The organism is Streptomyces shaanxiensis (assembly GCF_039537145.1).
Lineage (GTDB): Bacteria > Actinomycetota > Actinomycetes > Streptomycetales > Streptomycetaceae > Streptomyces > Streptomyces shaanxiensis.
This window is the reverse complement of the sequence record NZ_BAAAZY010000019.1, coordinates 286,978-311,313: the sequence shown is the minus strand read 5'-3', so window position 1 is coordinate 311,313 and position 24,336 is coordinate 286,978. Positions and strand designations below refer to the sequence as shown.

Here is a 24,336-nt window from a genome sequence, read left to right as displayed (position 1 = left end):
CGCGCGGGTGCCTCGCACGGCGCGCGTAACAGCCTCTTCATGCGGTTCGAGTACCCTCCGCAACCCTGCGGAAGCGGTCCGTACTCGCATATGCGCTGGTCGTCACGGAGCGTAGAGGCACTATGTCCCTGAGTGACGAGACTGGTGTATCGTCCCGACAGGGGTTGCGCCGCACTGTTCGGCGCCGGGGATGGACATTTCAGATTTGTGAGGGGGGCGACGGGCGATGCACGGCCTATGGACGAGCGATCCGACGCGGCGGGGCCGCCGCCGGCGACCCTGGAGCACGGCCGCGCGCAGACGCGGCCATCATGGCGGCCCCGGCTGTCATCACGGCCATCACCACCGCCGGCACAGGCGGCATGCGCAGCCGGTGCCCCGGGACACTCGGGATCCTGGATCGGCGTGGACCGGGAGGGCCCGGTGAGTGCGCCGCCGCCCCCCACGACCACTCTCGACTCGGTGCTGCGGGCGCGGCCTTCGCCGGCTGCGATGCTGCCCCGTCTGTCGTCCTCCGGCGGCGGTTCGGGACTGCTTCCGCAAGTCGTTCTGGCCCTGGTGTGCGCGGGATACGCCGTCGGTTCCGCGCTCGGCTGGGGTTCGGGCCAACTCGCACTGATCATGGGCGACTTCGGGCTGGCGGCCGCGGCCGGCGCCGCCGCCGTGTCCTGCTTCCGCTACGCCCGTAGCAGCCGTATCCGCTTTCGACCCGCCTGGTTGCTGTTCGCCCTGTCCTCGGCGATGGCGGCCCTCGGCAACCTGGTCTGGGGGTGGTACGAGGTCGTCCTGGAGCAGCCCGTGCCCAGCCCCTCCTACGCCGACGGGTTCTTCCTGTGCTTCGCGCCGCCCGCCATCGTGGGACTCCTGGTGCTCGCCAAGCGGCCGCTGACCAAGGCCGGCTGGGTCTGCCTCGGGCTGGACGCCTGGCTGATCGGCGGCTCGCTGCTGACGCTGGCCTGGAGCCTCGCCCTCGCCCAGGCGGCCAAGTCCGAAGGGCCGAGCGTCGCGCACACCGCGCTGTCGCTGGCCTACCCGCTGCTCGACATCGCCCTGGTCAGCATGGTGCTCGCGCTGCACTTCCGCCGCTCCTCGGCGAACCGCACCGCGGTCAACACCGCCATCGGCGCGCTCGCGCTGACCGTGATGTGCGACGCCCTGTTCACCTCGCCGCTGCTGCACAACAGCTACCGCTCCGGCCAGCTGCTCGACGCGGGCTGGTTCGCCGGATCGCTGCTCCTGGCGTACGCCCCGTGGGCCACGCCCCGACGCGGGCACGAGGACGCCGACCGGCATCACACGGGGCACACGCGCGTGGTGCACGAGCATGTGCCCGGACAGCGCGCCGGAAGTCACCACCACACGCCCCATCAGGGAGGTGATCACACCCGGTACCCGGTCACCCGGCCGATCGCCGGCTCCCTGGCCGCGCTCACGCCGTACCTCGCGGCCGCCGTCTGCACGCTGGGGATCCTCTACAACGTCCTCAACGGCCGCAGCGTCGACCGCGTGGTGCTCATCACCGGGGGCACGGTCGTCCTCGCCCTCGTGGTGCGCCAGGGCATCATGCTGCTCGACAACATCACCCTCACCCAGGAACTGGCGCAGAAGGAGAACCACTTCCGCTCCCTGGTGCAGGGCTCCAGCGACGTCATCATGATCGCCGCCACCAACGGCATGCTCCGGTACGTCTCCCCGGCCGCCGCCGGGGTCTACGGCCGCTCCGCCGAGGAGCTCGTGGGTACGGAACTGGCCAATCTCATCCACCCGGAGGATCTGGGCTGCGTGGTGCACGAGGTGCGCCGTTTCCTCGCCGCCAGCCCACTTGAGGAACCCACTACGCGCATCGAATGCCGCTTCCGGTCCGGCGAGGACGGCTGGCTCAACGTCGAGTCGACCGTCAACCGGCACCACGGCGGCCTCATCTTCAACAGCCGGGACGTGACCGAAAGAGTGCGCCTGCAGGCGCAGCTCCAGCACAACGCCGAGCACGACCCGCTCACCGACCTGCCCAACCGCGCGCTGTTCACCAAGCGCGTGCAGCAGGCCCTGTCCGGCCGCCGCGCCTCCGACCGGGGCCTCGCCCTGCGCAACACGGCCGTCCTCTTCATCGACCTCGACGGCTTCAAGGGCGTCAACGACACGATCGGACACCAGGCCGGGGACGAACTGCTCGTCCAGGCCGCCCGCAGACTCCAGGACACGGTCCGGCGCGGGGACACCGCGTCCCGGCTGGGCGGCGACGAGTTCGCGGCCTTGATCGTCGGGGACAACACCCGCGACCGCACCGCCCGCGAACGACACATCCTGGAGCTCGCCGACCGCCTCAGGGTGACGCTGTCACAGCCCTACCTCATCGACGGCAACGATGTCCGGGTGAACGCCTCCATCGGCGTCGCCTTCGCCGAGCCGGGCCTCGGCGCGGGCGAGCTGCTGCGCAACGCCGACCTGGCCATGTACCGGGCCAAGGCGGGCGGCAAGGGCCGCGTCGAGCTGTACAAGCCGCAGATGCAGCAGGACGTCGTACGCAAGGCGGAGCTGGCCACACGTCTGCGTGCCGCGCTGCACGACGGCGAGTTCGCGCTGCTGCACCAGCCGGTGGTGTGTCTGCAGGACGGCCGGATCATGTCGGTCGCCGCCCAGGCGCGCTGGCGGTCCTCGCAAGGGGTGCTGTTCACACCCGCCGAGTTCCTGCGGGTGGCCGAGGACAGCGACAAGACCGCCGAGCTGGGCCGCTGGATGCTGGAGGAGGCCGTCGAGCAGGCCGCCGAGCGCACCGCGACCGGACTCGCCGTACCCGTCGCCGTACGGATGGGCGCGCGCCGGCTGCTGGACCGGTCGATGCCGCTCGGCTCGATCGAGGCGCTGCTGACCCGGCACGGGCTGCCGTCCGGGTCGCTGCTCATCGAACTGTCGGATCTGGACCCCCGTGTCTCGCTGGACGAGCTGGAGCGCCGCCTCAGCGGCCTGCGCAGACTCGGTGTCCGGATCGCCCTGGACGGCTTCGGCAGCGGATACGGGGCGATCACGGCCCTGCGCCGTCTTCCCGTCGACGTCCTCAAGCTCGACCGCGGCCTGGTCGAGGGGGTCGTCGAGTCCGCGCGGCTGCACAAGATCACCAGTGGGCTGCTGCGGATCGCCGGCGACCTCGGGCTGCAGTCCGTGGCCGACGGCGTGGACCTGCCGGAGCAGGTGGTCGCGTTGCGCGCGATGGGATGCACGCACGGGCAGGGCATGGCGTTCTCCGGGCCACTGGACGAGTACCGGCTGCGCCGAGCGCTCAGTTCCAGCCACTATCCGGTACCGCACGGACCGGCGGAGCCCGCGTTCGCGGGGGGAGGTTCGGGGGTGTACACCAGTGGTGTGCCCGCCGTTCTGGGAGGCGGAAGTGCCCTTCGCTCACATAATGAGACTCCCGTCCCACCCACTTGACAGTGAGTGTGTGCCGGGGGGAGGGTCAGTGCCATGCGCACCCGAATCCTCGTACTTGGAAAGCGCGTCGGCTGAAGCTGGTGACGTCCGGACGGACCCGGAACTCCCAGCGACCACACCCGGCGCGCTCCCCTCGCTTGCCTTATGGCACGAGGGGTTTTTTGTTGCACAGGCGCCAGTCGTGCAGCATCGAAACTCCGCCCAAACCTCGCAAAAACCCTCAGCATCGAGAAGAGAATGCCGATGACCGAGCAGGCCACCGGGGCCCATAATCCGCAGCCGCGGCCCCGATCCGGAGGACACCAGTCCGCCCCCGAGCACGTCACGGGAGCGCAGTCCCTCATCCGTTCGCTCGAGGAGGTCGGCGCCGACACGGTATTCGGCATTCCCGGCGGTGCGATCCTGCCTGCGTACGACCCGCTGATGGACTCCACCCGGGTGCGCCACGTCCTGGTCCGCCACGAGCAGGGTGCCGGTCACGCCGCCACCGGCTATGCGCAGGCCACCGGAAAGGTCGGCGTCTGCATGGCGACCTCCGGCCCCGGCGCCACCAACCTGGTCACGCCGATCGCGGACGCCCACATGGACTCGGTGCCGCTCGTGGCGATCACCGGGCAGGTGGCCTCCAAGGCGATCGGCACGGACGCCTTCCAGGAGGCGGACATCGTCGGCATCACCATGCCGATCACCAAGCACAACTTCCTGGTCACCAAGGCCGAGGACATCCCGCGGGTGGTCGCGCAGGCGTTCCACATCGCCGCCACCGGCCGCCCGGGCCCGGTCCTGGTCGACATCGCCAAGGACGCCCTCCAGGCGCGGACCACGTTCTCCTGGCCGCCCACCATGGACCTGCCCGGCTACCGGCCCGTCACCAAGCCGCACGCCAAGCAGATCCGCGAGGCCGCCAAGCTGATCACCGCCGCCAAGCGGCCCGTGCTCTACGTCGGCGGCGGCGTCATCAAGGCCGGCGCCACCGCCGAGCTGAAGGTCCTCGCGGAACTCACCGGAGCGCCCGTCACCACCACCCTGATGGCGCTCGGCGCATTCCCCGACAGCCACCCGCTGCACGTGGGAATGCCGGGCATGCACGGTGCGGTCACCGCCGTCACCGCGCTGCAGAAGGCCGACCTGATCGTCGCCCTCGGAGCCCGCTTCGACGACCGCGTCACCGGCAAGCTGGACAGCTTCGCCCCGTACGCCAAGATCGTCCACGCCGACATCGACCCGGCCGAGATCGGCAAGAACCGCGCCGCCGACGTGCCGATCGTCGGGGACGCCCGCGAGGTCATCGCCGACCTGGTCCAGGCCGTCCAGAAGGAGCACGCCGAGGGCCACCAGGGCGACTACTCGGCCTGGTGGAAGGACCTCAGCCGCTGGCGCGAGACCTACCCGCTCGGCTACGACCAGCCCGAGGACGGCTCGCTCTCCCCGCAGCAGGTCATCGAGCGGATCGGCCAACTCGCCCCGGAGGGCACGATCTTCGCGGCGGGTGTCGGCCAGCACCAGATGTGGGCCGCGCACTTCGTCCAGTACGAGAAGCCCGCCACCTGGCTGAACTCCGGCGGCGCCGGGACGATGGGCTACGCGGTCCCGGCCGCGATGGGCGCCAAGGCCGGAGCCCCGGCCCAGACCGTCTGGGCGATCGACGGCGACGGCTGCTTCCAGATGACCAACCAGGAACTCACCACCTGCGCCCTGAACAACATCCCGATCAAGGTCGCCATCATCAACAACGGCGCCCTCGGGATGGTCCGCCAGTGGCAGACCCTCTTCTACAACCAGCGCTACTCCAACACCGTGCTGCACTCCGGCCCCGAGGCCGACGGCAAGCAGCCGAGCGCCGGCACCCGCGTCCCCGACTTCGTGAAGCTGTCGGAGGCCATGGGCTGCTACGCGATCCGCTGCGAGTCGCCGGAGGACCTCGACAAGGTCATCGAAGAGGCCAACTCCATCAACGACCGCCCCGTCGTCATCGACTTCATCGTCCACGAGGACGCGATGGTGTGGCCGATGGTCGCCGCCGGCACCTCCAACGACGAGATCATGGCCGCCCGGGACGTCCGCCCCGACTTCGGCGACAACGAAGACGACTGAGCGAGAGAGACGTAAAAAGACCATGTCCAAGCACACGCTCTCCGTCCTGGTGGAGAACACCCCGGGCATCCTCGCCCGGATCGCCGCCCTGTTCTCCCGTCGCGGCTTCAACATCGACTCGCTCGCGGTCGGTGTCACCGAGCACCCCGACATCTCCCGCATCACCATCGTGGTGAGCGTCGCCGACCTGCCGCTGGAGCAGGTGACGAAGCAGCTCAACAAGCTCGTCAACGTGCTGAAGATCGTCGAGCTGGAGCCCGGTTCGGCCGTTCAGCGCGAACTCGTTCTGGTGAAGGTGCGCGCCGACAACGAGACCCGCTCCCAGATCATCGAGATCGTCCAGCTGTTCCGCGCCAAGACCGTCGACGTCTCCCCGGAGGCCGTCACCATCGAGGCCACCGGCTCCAGCGACAAGCTGGAGGCCATGCTGAAGATGCTGGAGCCGTTCGGCATCAAGGAGCTCGTCCAGTCCGGCACGATCGCGATCGGACGCGGCGCGCGTTCGATCACGGACCGCTCGCTGCGCGCGCTCGACCGTTCGGCATAGGCAGTTTTCGGGCGGCCGGGGGAATCCGGCCGCCCGTATACCGAGACCCCGAGACTTCCCTCACCCCCGCCGTCATACGGTGGGACGCAACACCTGCACACAAGGAGAGAACCCAAAGTGGCCGAGCTGTTCTACGACGCCGACGCCGACCTGTCCATCATCCAGGGCCGCAAGGTCGCGGTCATCGGTTACGGCAGCCAGGGCCACGCCCACGCGCTGTCGCTCCGTGACTCGGGTGTCGACGTGCGTGTCGGTCTGCACGAGGGCTCCAAGTCCAAGGCGAAGGCCGAGGAGCAGGGCCTGCGCGTGGTGACCCCGTCGGAGGCCGCCGCCGAGGCCGACGTCATCATGATCCTCGTCCCGGACCCGATCCAGGCCCAGGTCTACGAGGAGCACATCGCCCCGAACCTGAAGGACGGCGACGCGCTGTTCTTCGGTCACGGCCTGAACATCCGCTACGGCTTCATCAAGCCCCCGGCCGGCGTCGACGTCTGCATGGTCGCCCCCAAGGGCCCGGGCCACCTGGTCCGCCGCCAGTACGAGGAGGGCCGCGGCGTTCCGTGTATCGCCGCCGTGGAGCAGGACGCCACGGGCAACGCCTTCGCGCTCGCCCTGTCGTACGCCAAGGGCATCGGCGGCACCCGCGCCGGCGTCATCAAGACGACCTTCACCGAGGAGACCGAGACCGACCTGTTCGGTGAGCAGGCCGTCCTCTGCGGTGGTACGGCCGCCCTGGTCAAGGCCGGTTTCGAGACGCTGACCGAGGCCGGCTACCAGCCGGAGATCGCGTACTTCGAGTGCCTGCACGAGCTGAAGCTGATCGTGGACCTCATGTACGAGGGCGGCCTGGAGAAGATGCGCTGGTCGATCTCCGAGACCGCCGAGTGGGGCGACTACGTCACCGGCCCGCGGATCATCACCGACGCCACCAAGGCCGAGATGAAGAAGGTCCTCGCCGAGATCCAGGACGGCACCTTCGCCCAGGCCTGGATGGACGAGTACCACGGTGGTCTGAAGAAGTACAACGAGTACAAGCAGCAGGACTCCGAGCACCTGCTGGAGACCACCGGCAAGGAGCTGCGCAAGCTCATGAGCTGGGTGAACGAGGAGGCGTAAGCCTCAGCCGACGGGGCCGGAGCGTACTGCTCCGGCCCCGTTGTCCAACCCGTCGCATCACGGACGGGTGATCCTTCCGCAGAGGCGCAAGACGGCCTCCGCCGCGCCACTACACTGGCGCACAACATACGCGTCAGGCCCACAGCGTCGTGCGTCTTCCACGCGGCCACCACCCCTCCACCGCCTGCGGCCGTCGGGACGGCCGTCCGCAATGGACATGTGAGGACTCACGTGAGCTCGAAACCCGTCGTACTCATCGCCGAAGAGCTGTCGCCTGCCACGGTCGACGCGCTCGGCCCCGACTTCGAGATCCGCCACTGCAACGGAGCGGACCGGGCCGAGCTGCTGCCGGCCATCGCCGACGTGGACGCGATCCTGGTCCGTTCCGCCACCAAGGTCGACGCCGAGGCGATCGCCGCCGCGAACAAGCTCAAGGTCGTCGCACGAGCCGGCGTCGGCCTGGACAACGTAGACGTCTCCGCCGCCACCAAGGCCGGCGTGATGGTCGTCAACGCCCCCACCTCGAACATCGTGACCGCCGCCGAGCTGGCCTGCGGTCTGCTCCTCGCCACCGCCCGCAACATCCCGCAGGCCAACGCCGCGCTGAAGAACGGCGAGTGGAAGCGCAGCAAGTACACGGGTGTGGAGCTCGCGGAGAAGACCCTCGGTGTGGTCGGCCTCGGCCGTATCGGCGCGCTCGTCGCGCAGCGCATGTCCGCCTTCGGCATGAAGGTCGTCGCGTACGACCCCTATGTGCAGCCCGCGCGCGCCGCGCAGATGGGCGTCAAGGTGCTGTCGCTGGACGAGCTGCTCGAGGTCTCCGACTTCATCACCGTCCACCTGCCCAAGACCCCCGAGACCCTCGGCCTCATCGGCGACGAGGCGCTGCGCAAGGTCAAGCCGAGCGTGCGCATCGTCAACGCCGCGCGCGGCGGGATCGTCGACGAGGAGGCGCTGTACTCGGCGCTCAAGGAGGGCCGCGTCGCCGGCGCCGGTCTGGACGTGTACGCGAAGGAGCCCTGCACGGACTCCCCGCTGTTCGAGTTCGACCAGGTCGTCAGCACCCCGCACCTCGGTGCCTCCACCGACGAGGCGCAGGAGAAGGCCGGTATCGCCGTCGCCCGCTCGGTGCGCCTCGCCCTCGCCGGTGAGCTGGTCCCGGACGCGGTGAACGTCCAGGGTGGCGTCATCGCCGAGGACGTCAAGCCGGGTCTGCCGCTCGCCGAGCGCCTCGGCCGTATCTTCACGGCGCTCGCCGGTGAGGTCGCGGTCCGCCTCGACGTCGAGGTGTACGGCGAGATCACCCAGCACGACGTGAAGGTGCTGGAGCTCAGCGCCCTCAAGGGTGTCTTCGAGGACGTCGTCGACGAGACGGTGTCGTACGTCAACGCCCCGCTGTTCGCCCAGGAGCGTGGCGTCGAGGTGCGGCTGACCACCAGCTCGGAGGCGACCGACCACCGCAACGTCGTGACCGTGCGCGGCACGCTCGGCAACGGCGAGGAGGTGTCGGTCTCCGGCACGCTGGCCGGTCCGAAGCACCTGCAGAAGATCGTCGCGGTCGGCGACTACGACGTGGACCTCGCGCTCGCCGAGCACATGGTCGTCCTGAAGTACGAGGACCGCCCGGGTGTCGTCGGCACGGTCGGCCGCATCTTCGGCGAGGCCGGCATCAACATCGCCGGCATGCAGGTGTCGCGGTCGGTGGCCGGCGGTGAGGCGCTGGCCGTCCTGACGGTCGACGACACGGTGACCCAGGCGGTGCTGACGGAGGTGGCCGAGGAGATCGGCGCGACGTCGGCCCGGTCGGTGAACCTCGTCTGACACAGCCTTCTCAAACGCCGGACGTGCTGAGTTCGCTCGGCTCGTCCGGCGTTTCGCATGCCGGCTCCCGCGTCTCGACCCGGCGTAGTGTGACCGCCGCCAGCACCGCCGCCCCCGCCAGGAGCACGGCCCCCGCGATCGCCGCCCCCTGCATCCCGCTGGTGAACGCCTGCCGCGCGGCCGCGGCCAGCCCCGGGACCTGATCGGCGACCGCCAGCGCTCCGCCCAGCGTCTCGTGCGCCACGTCCGGTGCCGACGCGGGGACCTCGCGGCTGTAGATCGCCGTACCGATGGAGCCGAGGACGGCCATGCCGAGGGCGCCGCCGAACTCGGTGCCGGTCTCCATCAGGGAGGACGCGGTGCCTGCCCGCTCCACCGGGGCGCTGCTCAGTGCGAGGTCCATGATCTGGGACATCACCACGACGCACCCGACGGCGAGCACCGCGCACGCGACCAGCACCAGCACCATCGAGTCGGTACCGGCGAGGGCCAGCAGCCCGAACCCCGACGCGGCGATCCCGAAGCCCGTCGCGACGACGTGGGCGCGGCCCACGCCCTTGTGCACCAGCTGGGTTGCGATCGGCGCGGCCACCCCGATCGGCACCGACGGGAGCAGCGCCCACAGGGCCGCCTCCAGCGCGCTCTTGTCGAGCACGGACTGGATGTACTGCGTGGTGAAGTAGGCCGAACCCATCACCCCGAACGCGGAGACGAGGTTCAGGGCGACCGAGGGGGCAAAGCCCCGTCCGCGGAACAGCGTCGGGGAGATCATCGGTGCCGAGGCCGTGCGCTGGCGGTGCACGAAGAGGGCCGCGAACAGCAGGCCGACGGTGATCGAGACGACGTAGCGGACGTTCCAGCCCTCGGACGGGAGCTCCTTCAGGCCGTAGATCACGGGGAGTACCGCGGCCATCGACAGCGGCACACTCAACCAGTCGAAGCGGCCGGGCTCGGGGTTCCTCGACTCGGGGAGCAGCAGCGGGCCGAGGACCAGAAGCAGTGCCATCGCCGGCAGGTTGACCAGGAATACCGAGCCCCACCAGAAGTACTCGACCAGTACCCCGCTCATCACCGAGCCGAGCGCGATCCCGGCCGTCATCACGCCGGACCACGCGCCGACCGCCTTCGCGCGCTGGGCGGGGTCCGTGAACATCGTGCGGAGCATGGCCATCGTCGACGGCATCAGGGTGGCGCCGCCGATGCCGAGGACCGCGCGTGCCGCGATCAGGGTCTCGACGCTGTCCGCGTATGCCGCCACCAGTGAGGCGGTGCCGAAGGCGGCGGCGCCGATCAGCAGGAGGCGACGGTGGCCGATGCGGTCGCCGAGCGAGCCCATCGTCATCAGCAGGCCGGCCAGGACGAAGGCGTAGATGTCGAAGATCCACAGCTGCTGGGTGCCGCTCGGCTCCAGGTCGGCGCTGATCGACGGGATCGCGAAGTAGAGGACCGAGACGTCCATCGAGACCAGCAGCAGCGGAAGCATCAGCACGCCGAGGGCGGTCCATTCGCGGCGGCCGGCGCGGGTGGGCGGGGGTGTGGTGCTCGTCGGGTTCGTTGTCATGGCGGTGAATGTACGCGCGTCTTAAACGCCTGTCTAGAACGGCTGTGTAAGACGATCGTATAGGACGGCTGTATGGATCGACGGTAGGGTGGTCGCATGGGACACCGTGAGGATCTGCTCGAGGGCGCCAAGCGCTGCTTGCTCGACAAGGGGTTCGTGCGCACGACGGCGCGGGACATCGTCAAGGAGTCGGGGACCAACCTGGCCTCGATCGGCTACCACTACGGCTCCAAGGACGCGCTGCTGGCGCAGGCGTACGTGGCGCTGGTCGAGGGGATGGGCGACGCTTTCGAGGGCGACGGGACCGCCGGGATCGGCGGGGAGCCAGGCTCGATCGAGCGGTTCCAGGAGGTGTGGTCGAACATCATCGGCACCATGCGGGAGCCCGGTTCGCTGTGGCGCCTCAGCATGGAGATCGTCGTCATGGGCGACCAGCTGCCCGAGGTCCGCGACCATCTGGCGGTGGCGCAGCGGGAGGCCGGGCGTGGTCTGATTCCGCTGCTCATGGGCGGCCGGGAGGAGGACGTCTCGGACGAGGTCGCGGACACCCTGGGCATGTTCTACGTGACCCTGATGACCGGACTCATCGCCCAGTGGACCTTCGATCCCAAGACCGCGCCCACAGCGGAGCAGCTCACCGAGGGCCTCCGTCAGGTGATCGAGGCCACTACCCGGAAATGACGCGTCCCTCGCGCATCTCGATCACCCGGTCCGCGAAGTGCCGTACGACCGCACGGTCATGGCAGATGAACAGGTAGCCGAGCCCCAGCTCGTCCTGGAGGTCGGCGAGCAGGTTCAGCACCCCGGCCCGCACCGACGGGTCGAGCGCCGACACCGGCTCGTCGAGGACCAGCAGGCGTGGCTCGGAGGCCAAGGCGCGGGCGATTCCGGCGCGTTGGCACTGTCCGCCGGAGAGTTCGTGGGGGTGACGGTCGCCGTACGACGGGTCCAGACCGACCCGGTCGAGCAGTTCGGCGACGCAGACGGGGCCGTCGGTGCCGTTCCAGCGGCCCTGCACCTTCAGCGGTTCGGCGACCGCGTCGCGGATGCGGTGGCGCGGGCTCAGTGAGCCGTACGGGTCCTGGAAGACGGGCTGTATGCGCGGGCGGACCGGACGCAGCTCGCGTTCGGAGAGGGTGGTCAACTCCCGTCCCTCGAAAAGCACTTCGCCGGAGGACGGTCGGCGCAGCTGGAGCACGGCCAGGGCCGTGGAGGACTTGCCGCAGCCGGAGGGGCCGTTGAGGGCGAGGGTCTCCCCGGGGGCCACGGTGAAGGAGACATGGTCGACGGCGGTCATGTCGCCGTAGCGGACGACGAGGTCGCGGACGTCGAGCAGAGCGTCGTCACTCATGCGGGCTGCTGCTCCTCTTCCTGAGCCGGCGCGGGCACTTCCCGGAACAACTCCGTTGCCGGGTGCGGGAGGTCCTGCCACCGGTGGCAGGCGACCAGGCGGCCTTCCGCCTCCTGCGGCTCCGGTTGCGCCGTGTGGCAGGCGTCCGCCGCGAGCGGGCAGCGCGGGGCGAAGGCGCAGCCCGGTGGGAGGGCGGCCGGGGCGGGCGGGGTGCCGCGCAGGGCGGGGAGGCGGCGGCCGGGGGGCGTGTGCTGGGGGAGAGAGGCCAGCAGGCCCGCCGTGTAGGGGGCGCGGGGGCGGGCCAGCACCTCGTCGGTGGGGCCGAGTTCGGTGAGGCGGCCGGCGTACATGACCAGCACGCGGTCGGCGTGGTCCCGTACGACGTCCATGTCGTGCGTGACCAGCACCAGCGCCGCTCCCACCGCATCCCGCCGTTCGGCCAATACCCGCAGCACCTGTTCGCGGCGGTCCTCGTCCAGGGCGGTGGTGGGTTCGTCGGCGACGACGACGTCCGGTTCGTTGATCGTCGCCATGGCGATGACTGCGCGCTGCCGCATGCCGCCGGAGTACTCGTGCGGATACGCCCGTGCCTTGCGTACGGCGTCCGGGATGCCGACCCGGTCGAGCGCGGCCACCGCCCGTGCCCTGGCCTCCTTGCGGGAGACGCGGGACACCGACCGTACGGCGGCGGCGAGCTGGTCGCCGACCGGGTGCACGGGGGATAGGGCGGACAGGGCGTCCTGCGGGACGAGGGAGATACGGCGGCCGCGGTGCGCCGTGAGGTCAGGATCGATCGTGCCGCTCGTCGTCGCGCCGCGCGGCAGCATGCCCAGCAGCGCCCGGGCCGTGAGGGACTTGCCCGCGCCCGACTCGCCGACGATCGCGAGGGTCTCGCGGGGGCGGACGTCGAAGGACAGGCCGCGCACGGCCTCGATCCCTTCGAAGGCGATCCGCAGGTCGCGTACCGAGAGGTGAACGTCAGACGGCAACGGGGGCCTCCTTCTTCCTGGCGGCCTTGTGCGCCGCAGGCCCGTCTCGTCGTACCCTCCGGCCCTGCACGGCCGCCGCCCCCGACACCGCGAGCCCCGCCAGCAGGGCGAGTGCGACGGCCGGGGCGAGGGCCGCCCACGGTGCCCGCTCGACATAGGCACGGGACTCGTCGAGGAGCAGGCCCCATTCGGGGGCGGGCGGCTGGGCGCCGAGGCCCAGGAAGCCGAGGGAGGCCAGGGCGAGCGCGATGCCGGGCAGGCGGAGCAGGGCGTGGCGGGCGACCGGGGCGGCGACGGACGGCAGGACGTGCCGGGTGAGGATCCAGAACGGGGTCGCGCCCATGGCCCGTTGGGCGGTGAGGAACGCCGACGCCCGCACCTCCTGCACGAGTGCCGCCGCGTGCGCGGACAGCGCGGGCCAGGAGATCAGGGCGACGGCGAGGGCCGCCCCGCCGGTGCCGGGACCGGCCGCCGCCGCGACCAGGATGCCGACGATCACCGGGGGCAGGGCGTTGGCGATGTCCGCCGCGCCCGCCGCGACGCCGGGCAGGAAGCCCAGCGCGAGCGCGACCAGCAGGCTCAGCGCACAGATGGCGGCGGCCGTGCCGACCGTCGAGGCGGCGCCGTGGCCGAGCCGGGCCAGCACGTCGCGGCCGAGGGCGTCGGTGCCGAGCGGGTGGGCCCAGGAGGGGGCCGTGAGGCGGGCGGCGGTGTTCACCGTGTACGGGTCGCGCAGCAGGCCCCAGCCGATGGACACGGCGAGGACCGCGAACAGCGTCATGGGGATCGCCGGGTGGGCGCGGACCGGGCGGGCCGGGGGCAGCGTCAGGCCGGCGTCACGCAGCGCGGGGCCCAGCAGGCGTCGCCGGGTGAGCGCCGCCGCCGCGCCGGCGACCAGACCGAGCAGCAGCAACGCCAGCACCGAGCCCTGGAGCAGCGGCAGGTCCTGCGACTTGGCCGCGCCGAGCGCCGTACGGCCGATGCCGGGCACCGCGAACACCATCTCCACCGCGACCGCGCCCCCGGTCAGCCCGACGGCGGCCATCCCGAACTGCGGTACCAGCGGCGGCAGTACGCGGCGCAGCGCGGCCCCCGCGATCCGCGCCCGGCTCACTCCGGCGCCCCGCCACAGCTCCACCCACCGCTCGTCGAGCACGGCGGGCAGCGCGTCCGCGACCAGCCGGCCGAGCAGACCGCCCGCCGGGACGCCGAGGGCGATCGCGGGCAGCACCAGATACTCGGGGCCCGCCCACCCGGCCGTCGGCAGCCATCCCAGCCACACCCCGCACACCAGCAGCGCGACGGTGGCCAGCAGGAACTCGGGCACGGCGGCCAGCATGGCGGCGAACGCCCCGGCCGACCCCCGCCCCCGTACCAGCACCGGCGCCACCAGCACCGCGGCCAGCACGACGGCCACGCCGAGCGCGGCGCCCATCAGCCCCAGCGACACCTGGAGGCCGGCCACGACGGAGGGCAGGACGTCGGTGCCGGACACCCAGGAGGTACCGAGGTCGCCGCGCAGCAGGTCCGAGGCCCAACTCCCCAGCAGGGAAAGGGGACCGGCGTCCAGGCCGAGGTCCTGGCGGATCGCGGACAGGGCCTCCTCGGTCGGCTCCTGCTCGGCCGACCGGGCGCGCAGCACGGTCAGCGCCGGGTCCCTGTGCGAGAGCCAGGGCAGCAGGCCGACGGCGGCCAGGACGGCGACGAGACAGAGGAGGCGGGTCAGCCCGGCCGGGCTGACCATGTTCCTTGCCGTGCGTCTCACTTGACGTACGTGTTCAGGGTGACGAGTTCGCGCTCGCGCGGGTCGTGAGCGGCGTCCACGACACCCTTGGCGTCGCCCTGGATCACCCGCTCGTGGAGCATCGGCACGGCGGCGTCGGTGGCGAGCACGGCGGCCTCGGCCTCGATGATCGCCCTGCGGCGGGCGTCGCCGGCCTTCGTCCCGCCGGCCTTCTTCAGCTCCGCGTCCACGGAGGAGTCGGCGAGCTGGGAGAGGTTGAAGGAGCCGTCGGAGGCGAAGTCGCTGTACAGGTAGGCGGCCGGGTCGCCGGAGTCCAGGACGGTGGCGCGGGAGAGGATGAACGCGTCGAACTTGCCCGCGAGGGCGTCGGATTCGATGTTCGCGTACTCGCGGACGTCGAGCTTCACCTTGAACCCGGCCTTCTGCAGCTGCTGCTGCAGCGTGGCGGCGACCTCGGGCAGTTCGGCCCGGTCGGTGAAGGTGCCGATGGTGATCGTCGTGCCGTTCGGCTTGCCGGCCTTCGTGTGCTTGACGGGCGTGCGCAGTTCGGCCGCCCACGGCAGGGCAGGCCCCAGCAGCCCCTTGGCGACATCGGCGCGCCCCTCGTACACGCCCTCGACGATCGACTTGGCATCGATCGCCTCCCGGGCGGCGGCGCGCAGCGAGGCGTCCTTGAAGGCGCCCTTCTCGGTGTTCAGGTAGAGGGTGTTGGTGCGCGGCATCGGGACCTCGGTGATCAGGTCCTGATCGAGGACGGCGGCCTGGGAGACCGGAATCGCCTCGACGATGTCGGCCTCGCCGGTGCGCAGTGCGGCGGCGCGGGCCGTCCCGTCCGGCACGAACGTGACGTCGATTCCCGGGGCCTTGGCCTTGCCGCCCCAGTACTTGTCGTAGCGGTCGAGAGTGGCGGAGGAGGTGCCGTTGACCTCGACGAGTTCGAAGGGTCCGGTGCCGGCGCCGACGGGGTTCACCGTCTTCCCCTTGTAGGCCTTGGCGGCCAGGATCGAGAGCTGGGGCGAGCTCAGCCGCTGCGGGACGAGGGGGTCCTCGGTGCCGGTGGTGACCGTGACCGTGTCGGCGTCCTCGGCCTTCGCGGTCAGCTCCACGCCGTCGAGGATGCGGGGTTTGGGGGAGGCGCCGACGGCCTTGGTGAGCGACTGCACTACGGCCTTCGCGTCGAGCTTCGTGCCGTCGTGGAAGGTGACGCCGTCGCGTATCTCGAAGGTCCAGGTGCGGCCGGACTGCTGCCACTCGGTGGCGAGGGCGGGCCGGGCATCGCCCTCCTCGTCGAGCTTCACCAGGGTCTCGGCCGTCGACCAACGCGAGAGCTTGAAGGCGTCGTCGCTCAGGGGGGACAGGCCGGAGCGGGGTGGCAGCATGTGCGCGACACGGATGCGCTTGCCGCCCGCCCCCGCGTCCGCGGACGACTCCGCTCCGGCGAAGCAGCCGGTGAGCAGTGCGGAGGCCGCGGTGACGGCGGTGACGGGGAGCAGACGGCGGGCGGGCAGGCGCAAGGGACCCTCCGGGTAAAAGGGCGATCAAGAGAGCGGTTGCCGTGACCGTAGCATGATGACAATCATTTCCAATAATTCGGGGTGTCGTTGCGGGGGACCGCAGGGTGCGGATGATGGACCTCATGCAGCCCGACATGCCGGTGCCAGGCGCCGAGGTGGAGGTACTGATCGTCGGCGGCGGGCCCGTCGGGCTCACCGCACGGGCGCTGCTCGAACGTTGGGGAGTGCGGGTCCTGCTGGTCGAGAAGCACCGGGAGCTGTCTCCGTTCCCCCGGTCCCGGCTGGTCAACGTGCGCTCGATGGAGATCTTCCGTCAGCTCGAACTCGCCGAGCGGATCACGGCCGCCGCGTTCGCACCGGAGTACGGCCGGATCCGCTTCCGTGACACGCTGCACGCCCCCGACTTCGCCACGGCGGCCATGATCGGGGTCAACGCGCCGGTACCCGAGAGCCCCGCGATCGGCGTGGTCACCTCGCAGGACCGGTTGGAGCCCACCCTGCTCGGCGCGGCGGTCTCGGAGACGCGGTTCGGTGTCGAGCTGATCGGCCTGGCCGAAGAGGACGAGAGCGTCGTGGCCCTGCTCCTCGACCGTCGCAGCGGTGCGGAGTCCCGCGTCCGCGCCCACTACGTACTCGCCGCCGACGGCGCGAACTCCACCGTCCGTGAACGGCTGGGCATCGACACCACGGGCCCCGGCGCGGTCGGCCGCGTCACCACCGTCGTGTTCGACGCCGACCTCGACCACTGGTCCGCCCGGCAGCCCGCCGGCGTCTACCTCACCTCGCAGGGATCGTTCCTGCCGCTGTACCCCGAGGGAGGCTGGGCCTGGTTCGTGCCGACGCCCGAGGACACCGCGGGCGCCGACTGGCCCCGCCTCGTCGCGCGCTCGCTCGGCGCCGACGTGGCCGTCGACGTGCTGCGGGTGCAGCACTGGGTGGTGAACGCGTTCGTCGCCGAGCGCTTTCGCCACGGCCGGATCCTGCTGGCCGGCGACGCCGCGCACGCGATCCCGCCGGCCGGCGGCCTGGGCATGAACGTCGGTGTCGCCGATGTGCACAACCTCTGCTGGAAACTGGCGGGCGTGCTGCGCGGGTGGGCCGGATCGGGCCTGCTGGACAGCTACGAGACGGAGCGGCAGCCCGTCGCCCACCGGACCCTCGGCCAGGCGGTGGAGAACTCCAAGCTGATGTTCCAGGTGCAGGACGTGCGCCGCGAGCAGCTCCGGGCGGGCGCGGAAGGGACGCCGGACCGGATCGAACCGCCCTGGTCGGAACAGTACTTCGCGCAACTCGGCCTGGTACTCGGCGTCGCCTACCGCTCCGCTGCCGTCCTGTCCGACGACGGGGCTCCGCCCGAGCCGTCCGGCACGGGCACGACCTATGCCCCCACGGCGAAACCGGGCCACCGCATGCCGCATCTGTGGCTCACGGACGGCCGCTCCACGCTCGACGCCCTCGGCGCATGGTTCACCCTGCTCACCCCGGCCCCCACCCCCTGGACGCCCCGCGCCACCGCACCGTGGCCGCTGCGCGTCGAACCCCTTCCCGACGAGCACGCCGACCTCTGGGGCCTAGGCCCACAGGGAGCCCTGCTCGTCCGCCCCGACGGCCACATCGCCGCCCGCTGGAGCGACGGCCCACCGGGCGACGGCACGCTGCACGACGCCCTCGCCGCCGTCACCTCCGGCTGATCAGCGGCTCGGCGGCAACGCGGGGCGCCTACAGTCGCGCCGCCTTCAGCGCCATGTGCAGCAGCAGCCGGTCCTCGCCGTCGTCCAGGTCCAGGCCCGTGAGCTGCTCGACGCGGGAGAGGCGGTAGTACAGGGTCTGCCGGTGGATGCCCAGCTCGGCTGCGGTGCGGCCGGCCTGGCCCGCGCAGTCGAGGTAGGCCTCGGCGGTGCGGGCGAGTTCCTGGTGGGTGGGGGAGAGGAGCGGGGCGACCGCGGGGTCGAGGGCCGTCTGCGGGGAGAGCGCGGTCAGCAGGCGGTACGCCCCGATGCGCGACCACTCGGCCACCGGCCCGAGCCGCGGTTCCGCCAGCGCCGCGCGGGCCGCGGCCGACGCCTCCTGCCAGACGGTGCCGAGCTCGGCGAGCCCGGTGCGCGGTTCGCCGAGGCCGGCCGCCACCTGTGCCCGGCCCGGCGGGAGGGGCCGGGACGCGGGGGCGTCCTTCAGCAGCCGGGACGCCGCCGCCAGCGCCGCCGTCCGCACCTCGGGCGAGCGCAGCCGTACGAGCACCGCGAGGCTCTGTCCGCTCGGCCCCCACGGGACCGTGCACAGCGCGGTGGCGTGCGGCACCGTCCGCACGGACGGGGCGTCGTCGGGGTCCGCCGACGGCCAGGGGGCCACGCAGACCACCGTATGGACGCCGTCCGCGCGTGCGCCGAGGGCCGTGCGCAGTTCGGCGACGGCCATGTCCCGCGGCCAGCCGCGCTCGGCGGTCAGCGCGGCCCGCAGCTCCCGGCTGAGGTCCGCGCCGTGCTGTGCCTCGTCCGCGAGCAGCGCGCCGATGCGGGCGGTCACCTCCATGGCGGCCGTCAGCTGCTGGTCCGTCGGGCCCGGATCGTCCTCCAGGAGCCAGACGTAGCCCAGCACCACACCCCGATGGCGTACGGGGAGACAGATACGTCCGCGATAGACCCCCGCCTCCGGGGTGGGCGGGATGCGCACCGGTCCGGTGGCGCGCGTGATGCCGAAGCCCTCGAACCAGGTGCGGACCGTCGCCGTGGAGCGGCGGGTCAGGATCGAGCGGGTGCGCACGGGGTCCAGGGCCGACGCGTCGAGCTCGCCCTCACTGTCGTAGGCACCGAAGGCGATCAGCTCGAAGTCCCGGTTCTCCAGGGTCGCGGGCACGCCCAGCAGCTCCGAGATCTCGTCGACCAGCTCCTGGTAGTCGCCTTTGTAATCGGCTGTCACCCGGTAATTCTCCCGCATAACCCCAGGGCTTTCATACATCTGTCTGAGATCTGCGGCACGGATGCGTGACAGCTGTCGATGGTCGACGATCGGAGGGATCCTTAGGTTTCACGGTGGTTCTATCTGCTGGTTTGTGGAGGTGCCCCGTGCTGGGTCCCGTGATTCTTGCCGCGTCGCGCAGCGACCGGATGCGACGTCTGATCTCGGCGGCACCGGTGACCAAGCAGGTCGTCGACCGGTTCATCCCCGGCGAGACCGTCGACGAGATCGTGCCGATCATCGAGGACCTCACCGGCAAGGGCCTGGAGCTGACGATGGACGTCGTCGGCGAGGACATCACCCGTCCCGAACAGGCCGCACTCGCCCGGGACGCCTACCTGCGGCTGATCGACCGGATCAAGGACCTCGGGCTCGGCGAGCGCGTCGAGATGTCCGTCAAGCTGTCCATGTTCGGCCAGGCGCTGGAGGGCGGCCACGAACTCGCGCTCGCCAACGTTCGCCCGGTCGTCGAGGCCGCCGCCGCCATCGGTACGACGGTCACGCTCGACGCCGAGGACCACACCACCCTCGACTCGATGTTCGCCATCCACGAGGAACTGCGCCGGGACTTCCCACAGACCGGCTGCGTCATCCAGGCCTACCTCTTCCGCACCGAGGCCGACGCCCGCCGCCTCGCGGAGAACGGCAGCCGGGTACGTCTGGTCAAGGGCGCCTACAAGGAGCCCGCCGAGGTCGCCTACCAGCAGAAACACGAGATCGACAAGGCGTATGTGCGGATCCTGAAGGTTCTGATGGAGGGCGCCGGGTACCCGATGATCGGGTCCCACGACCCGCGCCTGATCTCCGTCGCCCAGGAACTCGCGCGGCGCGCCGGGCGAAAGCTCGACGAGTACGAGTTCCAGATGCTGTACGGCATCAGGAGCGACGAGCACCTGCGGCTGGCCGCGGAGGGCCACCGCATGCGCGTCTACACCGCCTACGGCACCGACTGGTACGGCTACTTCATGCGCCGGCTCGCGGAGAAGCCCGCCAACCTGCGGTTCTTCGTACGAAGCATGATCACCAAGGGCTGAACCACCACCGCTCAGTAAGGAGTTACGGAACTTATGGACGCTGTGACCCAGGTCCCCACCCCCGTCAACGAGCCGGTGCACGGCTACGCCCCCGGCTCGCCCGAGCGCGCCCGGCTGGAGGTCAAGCTGAAGGAGCTGGCCGAGAACCCGATCGACCTGCCCTGCACCATCGGCGGCGAGCGGCGGATGGGCGGCGGTGAGCGCTTCGACGTCGTGCAGCCGCACAACCACAAGGCCCGCCTCGGCACCTACGGCAACGCCACCCAGCAGGACGCCCAGGACGCCATCGACGCGGCCCTCGCCGCCGCGCCGGCCTGGCGTGCGATGTCCTTCGACAACCGTGCCGCGATCATCCTGCGCGCCGCCGAGCTGCTGGCCGGCCCGTGGCGCGAGACGCTGGCCGCCTCCACCATGCTCGGTCAGTCCAAGACCGCCCAGCAGGCCGAGATCGACACCCCCTGCGAGCTCGTCGACTTCTGGCGCTTCAACGTCAAGTACGCCCGTGACCTGCTCGCCGAGCAGCCCCCGGCGAACTCCCCGGGCGTCTGGAACCGCCTCGACCACCGCCCGCTGGAGGGCTTCGTCTACGCGATCACACCCTTCAACTTCACGGCGATCGCGGGCAACCTGCCGACGGCTCCGGCTCTCATGGGCAACGTCGTCGTCTGGAAGCCGTCCCCGACGCAGACCCACGCCGCCGTGCTGCTCCTGCAGCTCCTGGAGGAGGCCGGTCTGCCCAAGGGCGTCATCAACCTCGTCACCGGTGACGGCATCGAGGTGTCCAAGGTCGCCCTGGAGCACCGCGACCTCGCCGGCATCCACTTCACCGGCTCGACCAAGACCTTCCAGTACCTGTGGAAGACGGTCGGCAACAACATCGAGAAGTACCGCTCCTACCCGCGCATCGTCGGCGAGACCGGCGGCAAGGACTTCGTCGTCGCCCACCCGAGCGCCGACAAGGCGATCCTGAAGACCGCCCTGACCCGCGGTGCCTTCGAGTACCAGGGCCAGAAGTGTTCGGCGACGTCCCGGGCGTACATCCCGGCGTCGATCTGGAACTCCGGCTTCAAGGAGGAGTTCGCGGCCGAGGTCGACTACATCACCATGGGTGACGTCACCGACCTGTCCAACTTCATCGGCGCCGTCATCGACGACCGTGCCTTCGCCAAGAACAAGGCCGCGATCGACCGCGCGAAGTCCGACCCGACCTGCACGATCGTCGCGGGCGGCTCCTACGACGACTCGGTCGGCTACTTCGTCCGCCCGACCGTCGTCGAGTGCTCCGACCCGGAGAACGAGGTCTTCACGACCGAGTACTTCGGCCCGTTCCTCGCCGTGCACGTCTACGAGGACGACAAGTACGACGAGATGCTCGAGCAGATGGAGTCGGTGTCCGCCTACGCGCTGACCGGCTCGGTCATCGCGGGCGACCGCGCGGCGGCGGCGCACACGATGGACAAGCTGCGCTACGCGGCCGGCAACTTCTACATCAACGACAAGTCGACCGGTGCCGTCGTCGGCCAGCAGCCCTTCGGCGGCGGCCGCGCCTCCGGCACCAACGACAAGGCCGGCGCCCCGCAGAACCTGATGCGCTGGACGCTGACCCGCGCCATCAAGGAGACGCTGGTCCCGCCGACCGACTACACCTACCCGCACATGGGCTGACGGTCGGTCAGCGTGTATGAGGGGCCGGGCGATTCGCCCGGCCCCTCGCTCTGTTTCCGGCGCCTACTCGGCGATCTCCGTCCGCTCCCACCACTCGTACACGGGCAGCGCGCCCTCCGCCGTGTCCGCCTGCCGCGGCGTCCGCCGGAAGTGCTCGTATCCCCCGCGGACCTTGATCTTCACGTCCGAGCCGGGGGACGGGGTCGGCACGATCCGTTCGGGCAGATCGTCCGGGCCGCCTTCGAGGAACACCTTCGCCGTGTCGTTCATGACCTCACCGTTCCCCTCGTCGTCGCGGTCTGTCCCGTGCAGTGCGGAGGATCAGCCGAGTGGGCGATCCCGGCGGCGGGGGTGACTGCCGGGGTGACGGCAAAAGTGCAGGTCAGTGGCGTGTGACCTACTCCACCGTCTCAGATAGTAGGAAGTCCGAGTAATTGTGGAGACAGACACGCCGTCCTCGCTTAGCTTTGTAGAAGCCGAACGTCTCGCTCGATCAAGCGAATGGCGGTCGTGAGCCGGGCCCCGTGCAGGCAACCCCTGCGGCACCGCTCCCCGCCCCATCCGGCGTCTCGTAACCCCTTTGTGCACTCCGCATCTGTGCACTCCAGGATTCCGAAGGAGTCGATTCCTCATGGCCGAGACGACCGCCCGCCGTCGAGTCCGTCACATCTCCCGGACGACCGAGTCCGACCGCAAGAACGCAGCGGCCGCCCTCCAGCGCGCCCTCGACCGCCGCGACAACGGCGGTTCGACCGGCCACTGAGCCGGACACCAGCCCCTTTCGGCAGAGCCGGGAGCCGCACCCGCCGGGGTGCGGCGCGGGCTCACGCTCCGCGCCGCACCTCGAAATGGTCGATGCGGTCACCGCTCTGCGCCAGCGCCGACACCTTCAACTTCGGTGCCGTACCGCTCTCCGCCTCCACCTTGAGGAAGGAGAAACCCCGGTAGCGCACCCGCGACCACTCCACGGTCTCCGCCTTCGAGGCCCGCGACTTCGTCCACTCGAAGGTGTCGACGGACTCGCGATCGCGCACGTGCCCCTCGTAGCTCTCCTTGACGCCCGCCGGGAAGCCGTACAGATCCTTGCCGCCGCCGCCCGCGGTGACGTACACGGTCCCGTCCCGCGTCGGGTCGGTCGACGCGCCGATCGGCACGCGCCGGCCCACCTCGCCGCCCTTGATGGCGTCGGTCCGCTCGTAGACGTGGTTGTGCCCGTTGATCACCAGGTCCACCTGGTGCTTGGCGAACAACGGCAGCCACTCGTCGCGCACGCCGCCGTCGGAGGCGTGCGACGAGGTCGAGTAGGCACAGTGGTGGAAGAAGGCGACGACGAAGTCGACCGCCGGGTCGGCGCGCAGCGCGGCCAGCCTGTCGTCCAGCCACGCCGTCTGCTTGCCGCCCGTGTAGCCGAGGTTGGCGGGGATCTCGTACGACACGTCGTTGGCGTCCAGCGCCACGAAGCCGACGTTGCCGTACGTGAACGCGTACACGCCCGGTGCCCTGCGCGGGTCGAAGCCGTTGTCCGGCAGGGACCAGCGGGCGAGTTGGCCACCGTAGCCGTCGGGGGAGTACCACGCCTCCATGTCGTGGTTGCCGGTCGTCACCATCCACGGCACCGACCGCGCGACCTCCTCGTTCTGCTTGAGGAACAGGTCCCAGAAGCCGGGGTCGTACCCGTCCGACTCCTCGCCCCGGCCCTTGACGTTGGCGTAGCAGATGTCGCCCGCGTGGAGATGGAAGGCGGGCTCCTGGCGCAGCAGGATGTGGTCGTTGGCGGCCGCGGCCTTGCTGACGCCCTGGTCGCCGAAGGCGGTGAAGACGAACTTCTCCGGGCGCGACGGCGCCGTGCGGAAGGACGCGATCGTCGAGCGGTGCGCCGCCGAGGCGGGGTCGAAGCCGTCGTGGCCGACGCCGTAGTAGTACGTGGTGCCGGGCAGCAGGCCGTCCAGGGCCGCGTGCACGTAGTACTGGTCCAGGGCCGCGCGGACGCCCGTGACCCCCGGCGTATGCAGATCGCGCACCTCGGCCTCGATCCTGCGGCCCAGGTCGTCGGGCCGGGTCCCGATCCGGACGTACGGCTTCTTCACCGCGACCGGTACCTGCCACGAGATCCGCATCTGGGTCTTCGGGTCGGCGCCGAAGGCGAGATGGCGGCCGAAGGGGGCGACGGCCGAGCCCGGCACCTTCGTGGCGGAGGACGCGGACGCCGAAGCCGAAGCGGAGGGCTTCGCACCGGACGTGCCCGACTCCGAACCCGCGCAGCCCGTCAACAGCCCACCCGCCACCGCACCCGCGGTCACCAGCGTGCGGCGCCGGGACAGCTTCGTACGCAGGTACTCGTGCTGCTCCGCCATGCTCATACGGCGGGCGAGCTGCGGGGGGATGCCGAAGTCGGGGATGTCCATGGGGGGAAACTTCCCAGCGACGGCCAACACCCGCCCCACATACGGGTGAACGCCAGTCGACACGCAAACGCCGTCCCCCATCAGGGTGTCCGTATCGCGGACACCGCATGT

At 70.8% G+C, this 24,336-nt stretch carries 18 protein-coding genes; 10 read left to right on the top strand and 8 right to left on the bottom strand.

What is annotated here, in order from left to right:
- The first annotated feature begins 423 nt into the window (after positions 1-423).
- The 5 genes from ABD932_RS31920 (at position 424) to serA (ending at position 9,007) form a co-directional block, all read left to right on the top strand.
- Positions 424-3,429 (top strand): putative bifunctional diguanylate cyclase/phosphodiesterase, encoded by a 3,006-nt coding sequence (locus ABD932_RS31920; RefSeq protein ID WP_345018001.1) that lies wholly within the window; start codon positions 424-426, stop codon positions 3,427-3,429.
- Between the two features lie 237 nt (positions 3,430-3,666).
- Complete coding sequence (locus ABD932_RS31915; RefSeq protein WP_250092413.1) at positions 3,667-5,523, top strand: acetolactate synthase large subunit; 1,857 nt, start codon at positions 3,667-3,669, stop codon at positions 5,521-5,523.
- A gap of 22 nt (positions 5,524-5,545) precedes the next feature.
- Positions 5,546-6,070 (top strand): acetolactate synthase small subunit, encoded by a 525-nt coding sequence (gene ilvN, locus ABD932_RS31910; RefSeq protein WP_030051183.1) that lies wholly within the window; start codon positions 5,546-5,548, stop codon positions 6,068-6,070.
- 117 nt (positions 6,071-6,187) lie between these two features.
- Positions 6,188-7,186 carry a ketol-acid reductoisomerase gene (gene ilvC, locus ABD932_RS31905; RefSeq protein ID WP_126395275.1) on the top strand — a complete coding sequence of 333 codons (999 nt, stop codon included), beginning with the start codon at positions 6,188-6,190 and terminating at the stop codon, positions 7,184-7,186.
- Positions 7,187-7,417: 231 nt separating this feature from the next.
- Positions 7,418-9,007: a phosphoglycerate dehydrogenase gene (gene serA / locus ABD932_RS31900; RefSeq protein WP_126395276.1), complete on the top strand. Its 1,590-nt coding sequence runs from the start codon at positions 7,418-7,420 to the stop codon at positions 9,005-9,007.
- Between the two features lie 10 nt (positions 9,008-9,017).
- Here serA and ABD932_RS31895 read toward each other — a convergent pair whose 3' ends face one another.
- Entirely contained in the window at positions 9,018-10,568 is a 1,551-nt protein-coding gene (locus ABD932_RS31895; RefSeq protein ID WP_345017994.1) for an MFS transporter, read from the bottom strand.
- Positions 10,569-10,664: 96 nt separating this feature from the next.
- Here ABD932_RS31895 and ABD932_RS31890 point away from each other — a divergent pair, with 96 nt between their 5' ends.
- Positions 10,665-11,249 carry a TetR/AcrR family transcriptional regulator gene (locus tag ABD932_RS31890; RefSeq protein WP_345017992.1) on the top strand — a complete coding sequence of 195 codons (585 nt, stop codon included), beginning with the start codon at positions 10,665-10,667 and terminating at the stop codon, positions 11,247-11,249.
- Here the strand turns inward: ABD932_RS31890 and ABD932_RS31885 are convergent.
- Genes ABD932_RS31885 through ABD932_RS31870 form a run of 4 tightly spaced genes read right to left on the bottom strand, consistent with a single transcriptional unit; the run spans position 11,236 to position 16,166 of the window.
- Positions 11,236-11,919, bottom strand: coding sequence for an ATP-binding cassette domain-containing protein (locus ABD932_RS31885; RefSeq protein ID WP_345017990.1), 684 nt, complete (start codon positions 11,917-11,919; stop codon positions 11,236-11,238). The genes ABD932_RS31890 and ABD932_RS31885 overlap by 14 nt on opposite strands.
- On the bottom strand, positions 11,916-12,908 hold the full coding sequence (locus ABD932_RS31880; RefSeq protein ID WP_345017988.1) for an ABC transporter ATP-binding protein: 993 nt from the start codon (positions 12,906-12,908) through the stop codon (positions 11,916-11,918). The genes ABD932_RS31885 and ABD932_RS31880 overlap by 4 nt, the downstream gene beginning before the upstream one ends.
- On the bottom strand, positions 12,898-14,652 hold the full coding sequence (locus ABD932_RS31875) for an ABC transporter permease subunit (RefSeq protein ID WP_345018095.1): 1,755 nt from the start codon (positions 14,650-14,652) through the stop codon (positions 12,898-12,900). The genes ABD932_RS31880 and ABD932_RS31875 overlap by 11 nt, the downstream gene beginning before the upstream one ends.
- 17 nt (positions 14,653-14,669) lie before the next feature.
- A complete protein-coding gene (locus ABD932_RS31870) occupies positions 14,670-16,166 on the bottom strand; it encodes an ABC transporter substrate-binding protein (RefSeq protein WP_345017986.1) in 1,497 nt (498 codons plus the stop codon).
- Positions 16,167-16,288: 122 nt separating this feature from the next.
- Here ABD932_RS31870 and ABD932_RS31865 point away from each other — a divergent pair, with 122 nt between their 5' ends.
- Positions 16,289-17,857, top strand: a complete 1,569-nt coding sequence (locus ABD932_RS31865) for an FAD-dependent monooxygenase (RefSeq protein WP_345017984.1) — start codon at positions 16,289-16,291, stop codon at positions 17,855-17,857.
- A 28-nt stretch (positions 17,858-17,885) separates the two neighbouring features.
- On the opposite strand, the gene ABD932_RS31860 is transcribed toward ABD932_RS31865, so the two are convergent.
- Complete coding sequence (locus tag ABD932_RS31860) at positions 17,886-19,121, bottom strand: PucR family transcriptional regulator (protein WP_425587542.1); 1,236 nt, start codon at positions 19,119-19,121, stop codon at positions 17,886-17,888.
- Between the two features lie 107 nt (positions 19,122-19,228).
- Here ABD932_RS31860 and ABD932_RS31855 point away from each other — a divergent pair, with 107 nt between their 5' ends.
- Positions 19,229-20,155 carry a proline dehydrogenase family protein gene (locus ABD932_RS31855; RefSeq protein ID WP_345017980.1) on the top strand — a complete coding sequence of 309 codons (927 nt, stop codon included), beginning with the start codon at positions 19,229-19,231 and terminating at the stop codon, positions 20,153-20,155.
- A gap of 33 nt (positions 20,156-20,188) precedes the next feature.
- The gene (pruA, locus tag ABD932_RS31850) at positions 20,189-21,820 is read left to right on the top strand and encodes an L-glutamate gamma-semialdehyde dehydrogenase (protein WP_345017978.1); all 1,632 of its coding nucleotides are present in this window, start codon (positions 20,189-20,191) and stop codon (positions 21,818-21,820) included.
- 63 nt (positions 21,821-21,883) lie between these two features.
- Here the strand turns inward: pruA and ABD932_RS31845 are convergent, their stop codons facing one another.
- On the bottom strand, positions 21,884-22,090 hold the full coding sequence (locus ABD932_RS31845) for a DUF5988 family protein (protein WP_345017976.1): 207 nt from the start codon (positions 22,088-22,090) through the stop codon (positions 21,884-21,886).
- Positions 22,091-22,451: 361 nt separating this feature from the next.
- Here ABD932_RS31845 and ABD932_RS31840 point away from each other — a divergent pair, with 361 nt between their 5' ends.
- Complete coding sequence (locus ABD932_RS31840; protein WP_284060057.1) at positions 22,452-22,583, top strand: hypothetical protein; 132 nt, start codon at positions 22,452-22,454, stop codon at positions 22,581-22,583.
- Positions 22,584-22,644: 61 nt separating this feature from the next.
- Here ABD932_RS31840 and ABD932_RS31835 read toward each other — a convergent pair whose 3' ends face one another.
- Positions 22,645-24,225, bottom strand: coding sequence for a purple acid phosphatase family protein (locus ABD932_RS31835; protein WP_345017972.1), 1,581 nt, complete (start codon positions 24,223-24,225; stop codon positions 22,645-22,647).
- Between the last annotated feature and the right edge of the window lie 111 nt (positions 24,226-24,336).

Bases quoted from the DNA above. Each gene is read 5' to 3' on its own strand.
- ABD932_RS31895 (WP_345017994.1), bottom strand. From the start codon at position 10,568: ATGACAACGAACCCGACGAGCACCACACCCCCGCCCACCCGCGCCGGC.
- ABD932_RS31915 (WP_250092413.1), top strand. From the start codon at position 3,667: ATGCCGATGACCGAGCAGGCCACCGGGGCCCATAATCCGCAGCCGCGG.
- ABD932_RS31875 (WP_345018095.1), bottom strand. From the start codon at position 14,652: ATGGTCAGCCCGGCCGGGCTGACCCGCCTCCTCTGTCTCGTCGCCGTC.
- ABD932_RS31840 (WP_284060057.1), top strand. From the start codon at position 22,452: ATGGCCGAGACGACCGCCCGCCGTCGAGTCCGTCACATCTCCCGGACG.
- ABD932_RS31865 (WP_345017984.1), top strand. From the start codon at position 16,289: ATGCAGCCCGACATGCCGGTGCCAGGCGCCGAGGTGGAGGTACTGATC.
- ilvN (WP_030051183.1), top strand. From the start codon at position 5,546: ATGTCCAAGCACACGCTCTCCGTCCTGGTGGAGAACACCCCGGGCATC.
- pruA (WP_345017978.1), top strand. From the start codon at position 20,189: ATGGACGCTGTGACCCAGGTCCCCACCCCCGTCAACGAGCCGGTGCAC.
- ABD932_RS31890 (WP_345017992.1), top strand. From the start codon at position 10,665: ATGGGACACCGTGAGGATCTGCTCGAGGGCGCCAAGCGCTGCTTGCTC.
- ABD932_RS31845 (WP_345017976.1), bottom strand. From the start codon at position 22,090: ATGAACGACACGGCGAAGGTGTTCCTCGAAGGCGGCCCGGACGATCTG.
- ABD932_RS31885 (WP_345017990.1), bottom strand. From the start codon at position 11,919: ATGAGTGACGACGCTCTGCTCGACGTCCGCGACCTCGTCGTCCGCTAC.
- ABD932_RS31835 (WP_345017972.1), bottom strand. From the start codon at position 24,225: ATGGACATCCCCGACTTCGGCATCCCCCCGCAGCTCGCCCGCCGTATG.
- ABD932_RS31860 (WP_425587542.1), bottom strand. From the start codon at position 19,121: ATGTATGAAAGCCCTGGGGTTATGCGGGAGAATTACCGGGTGACAGCC.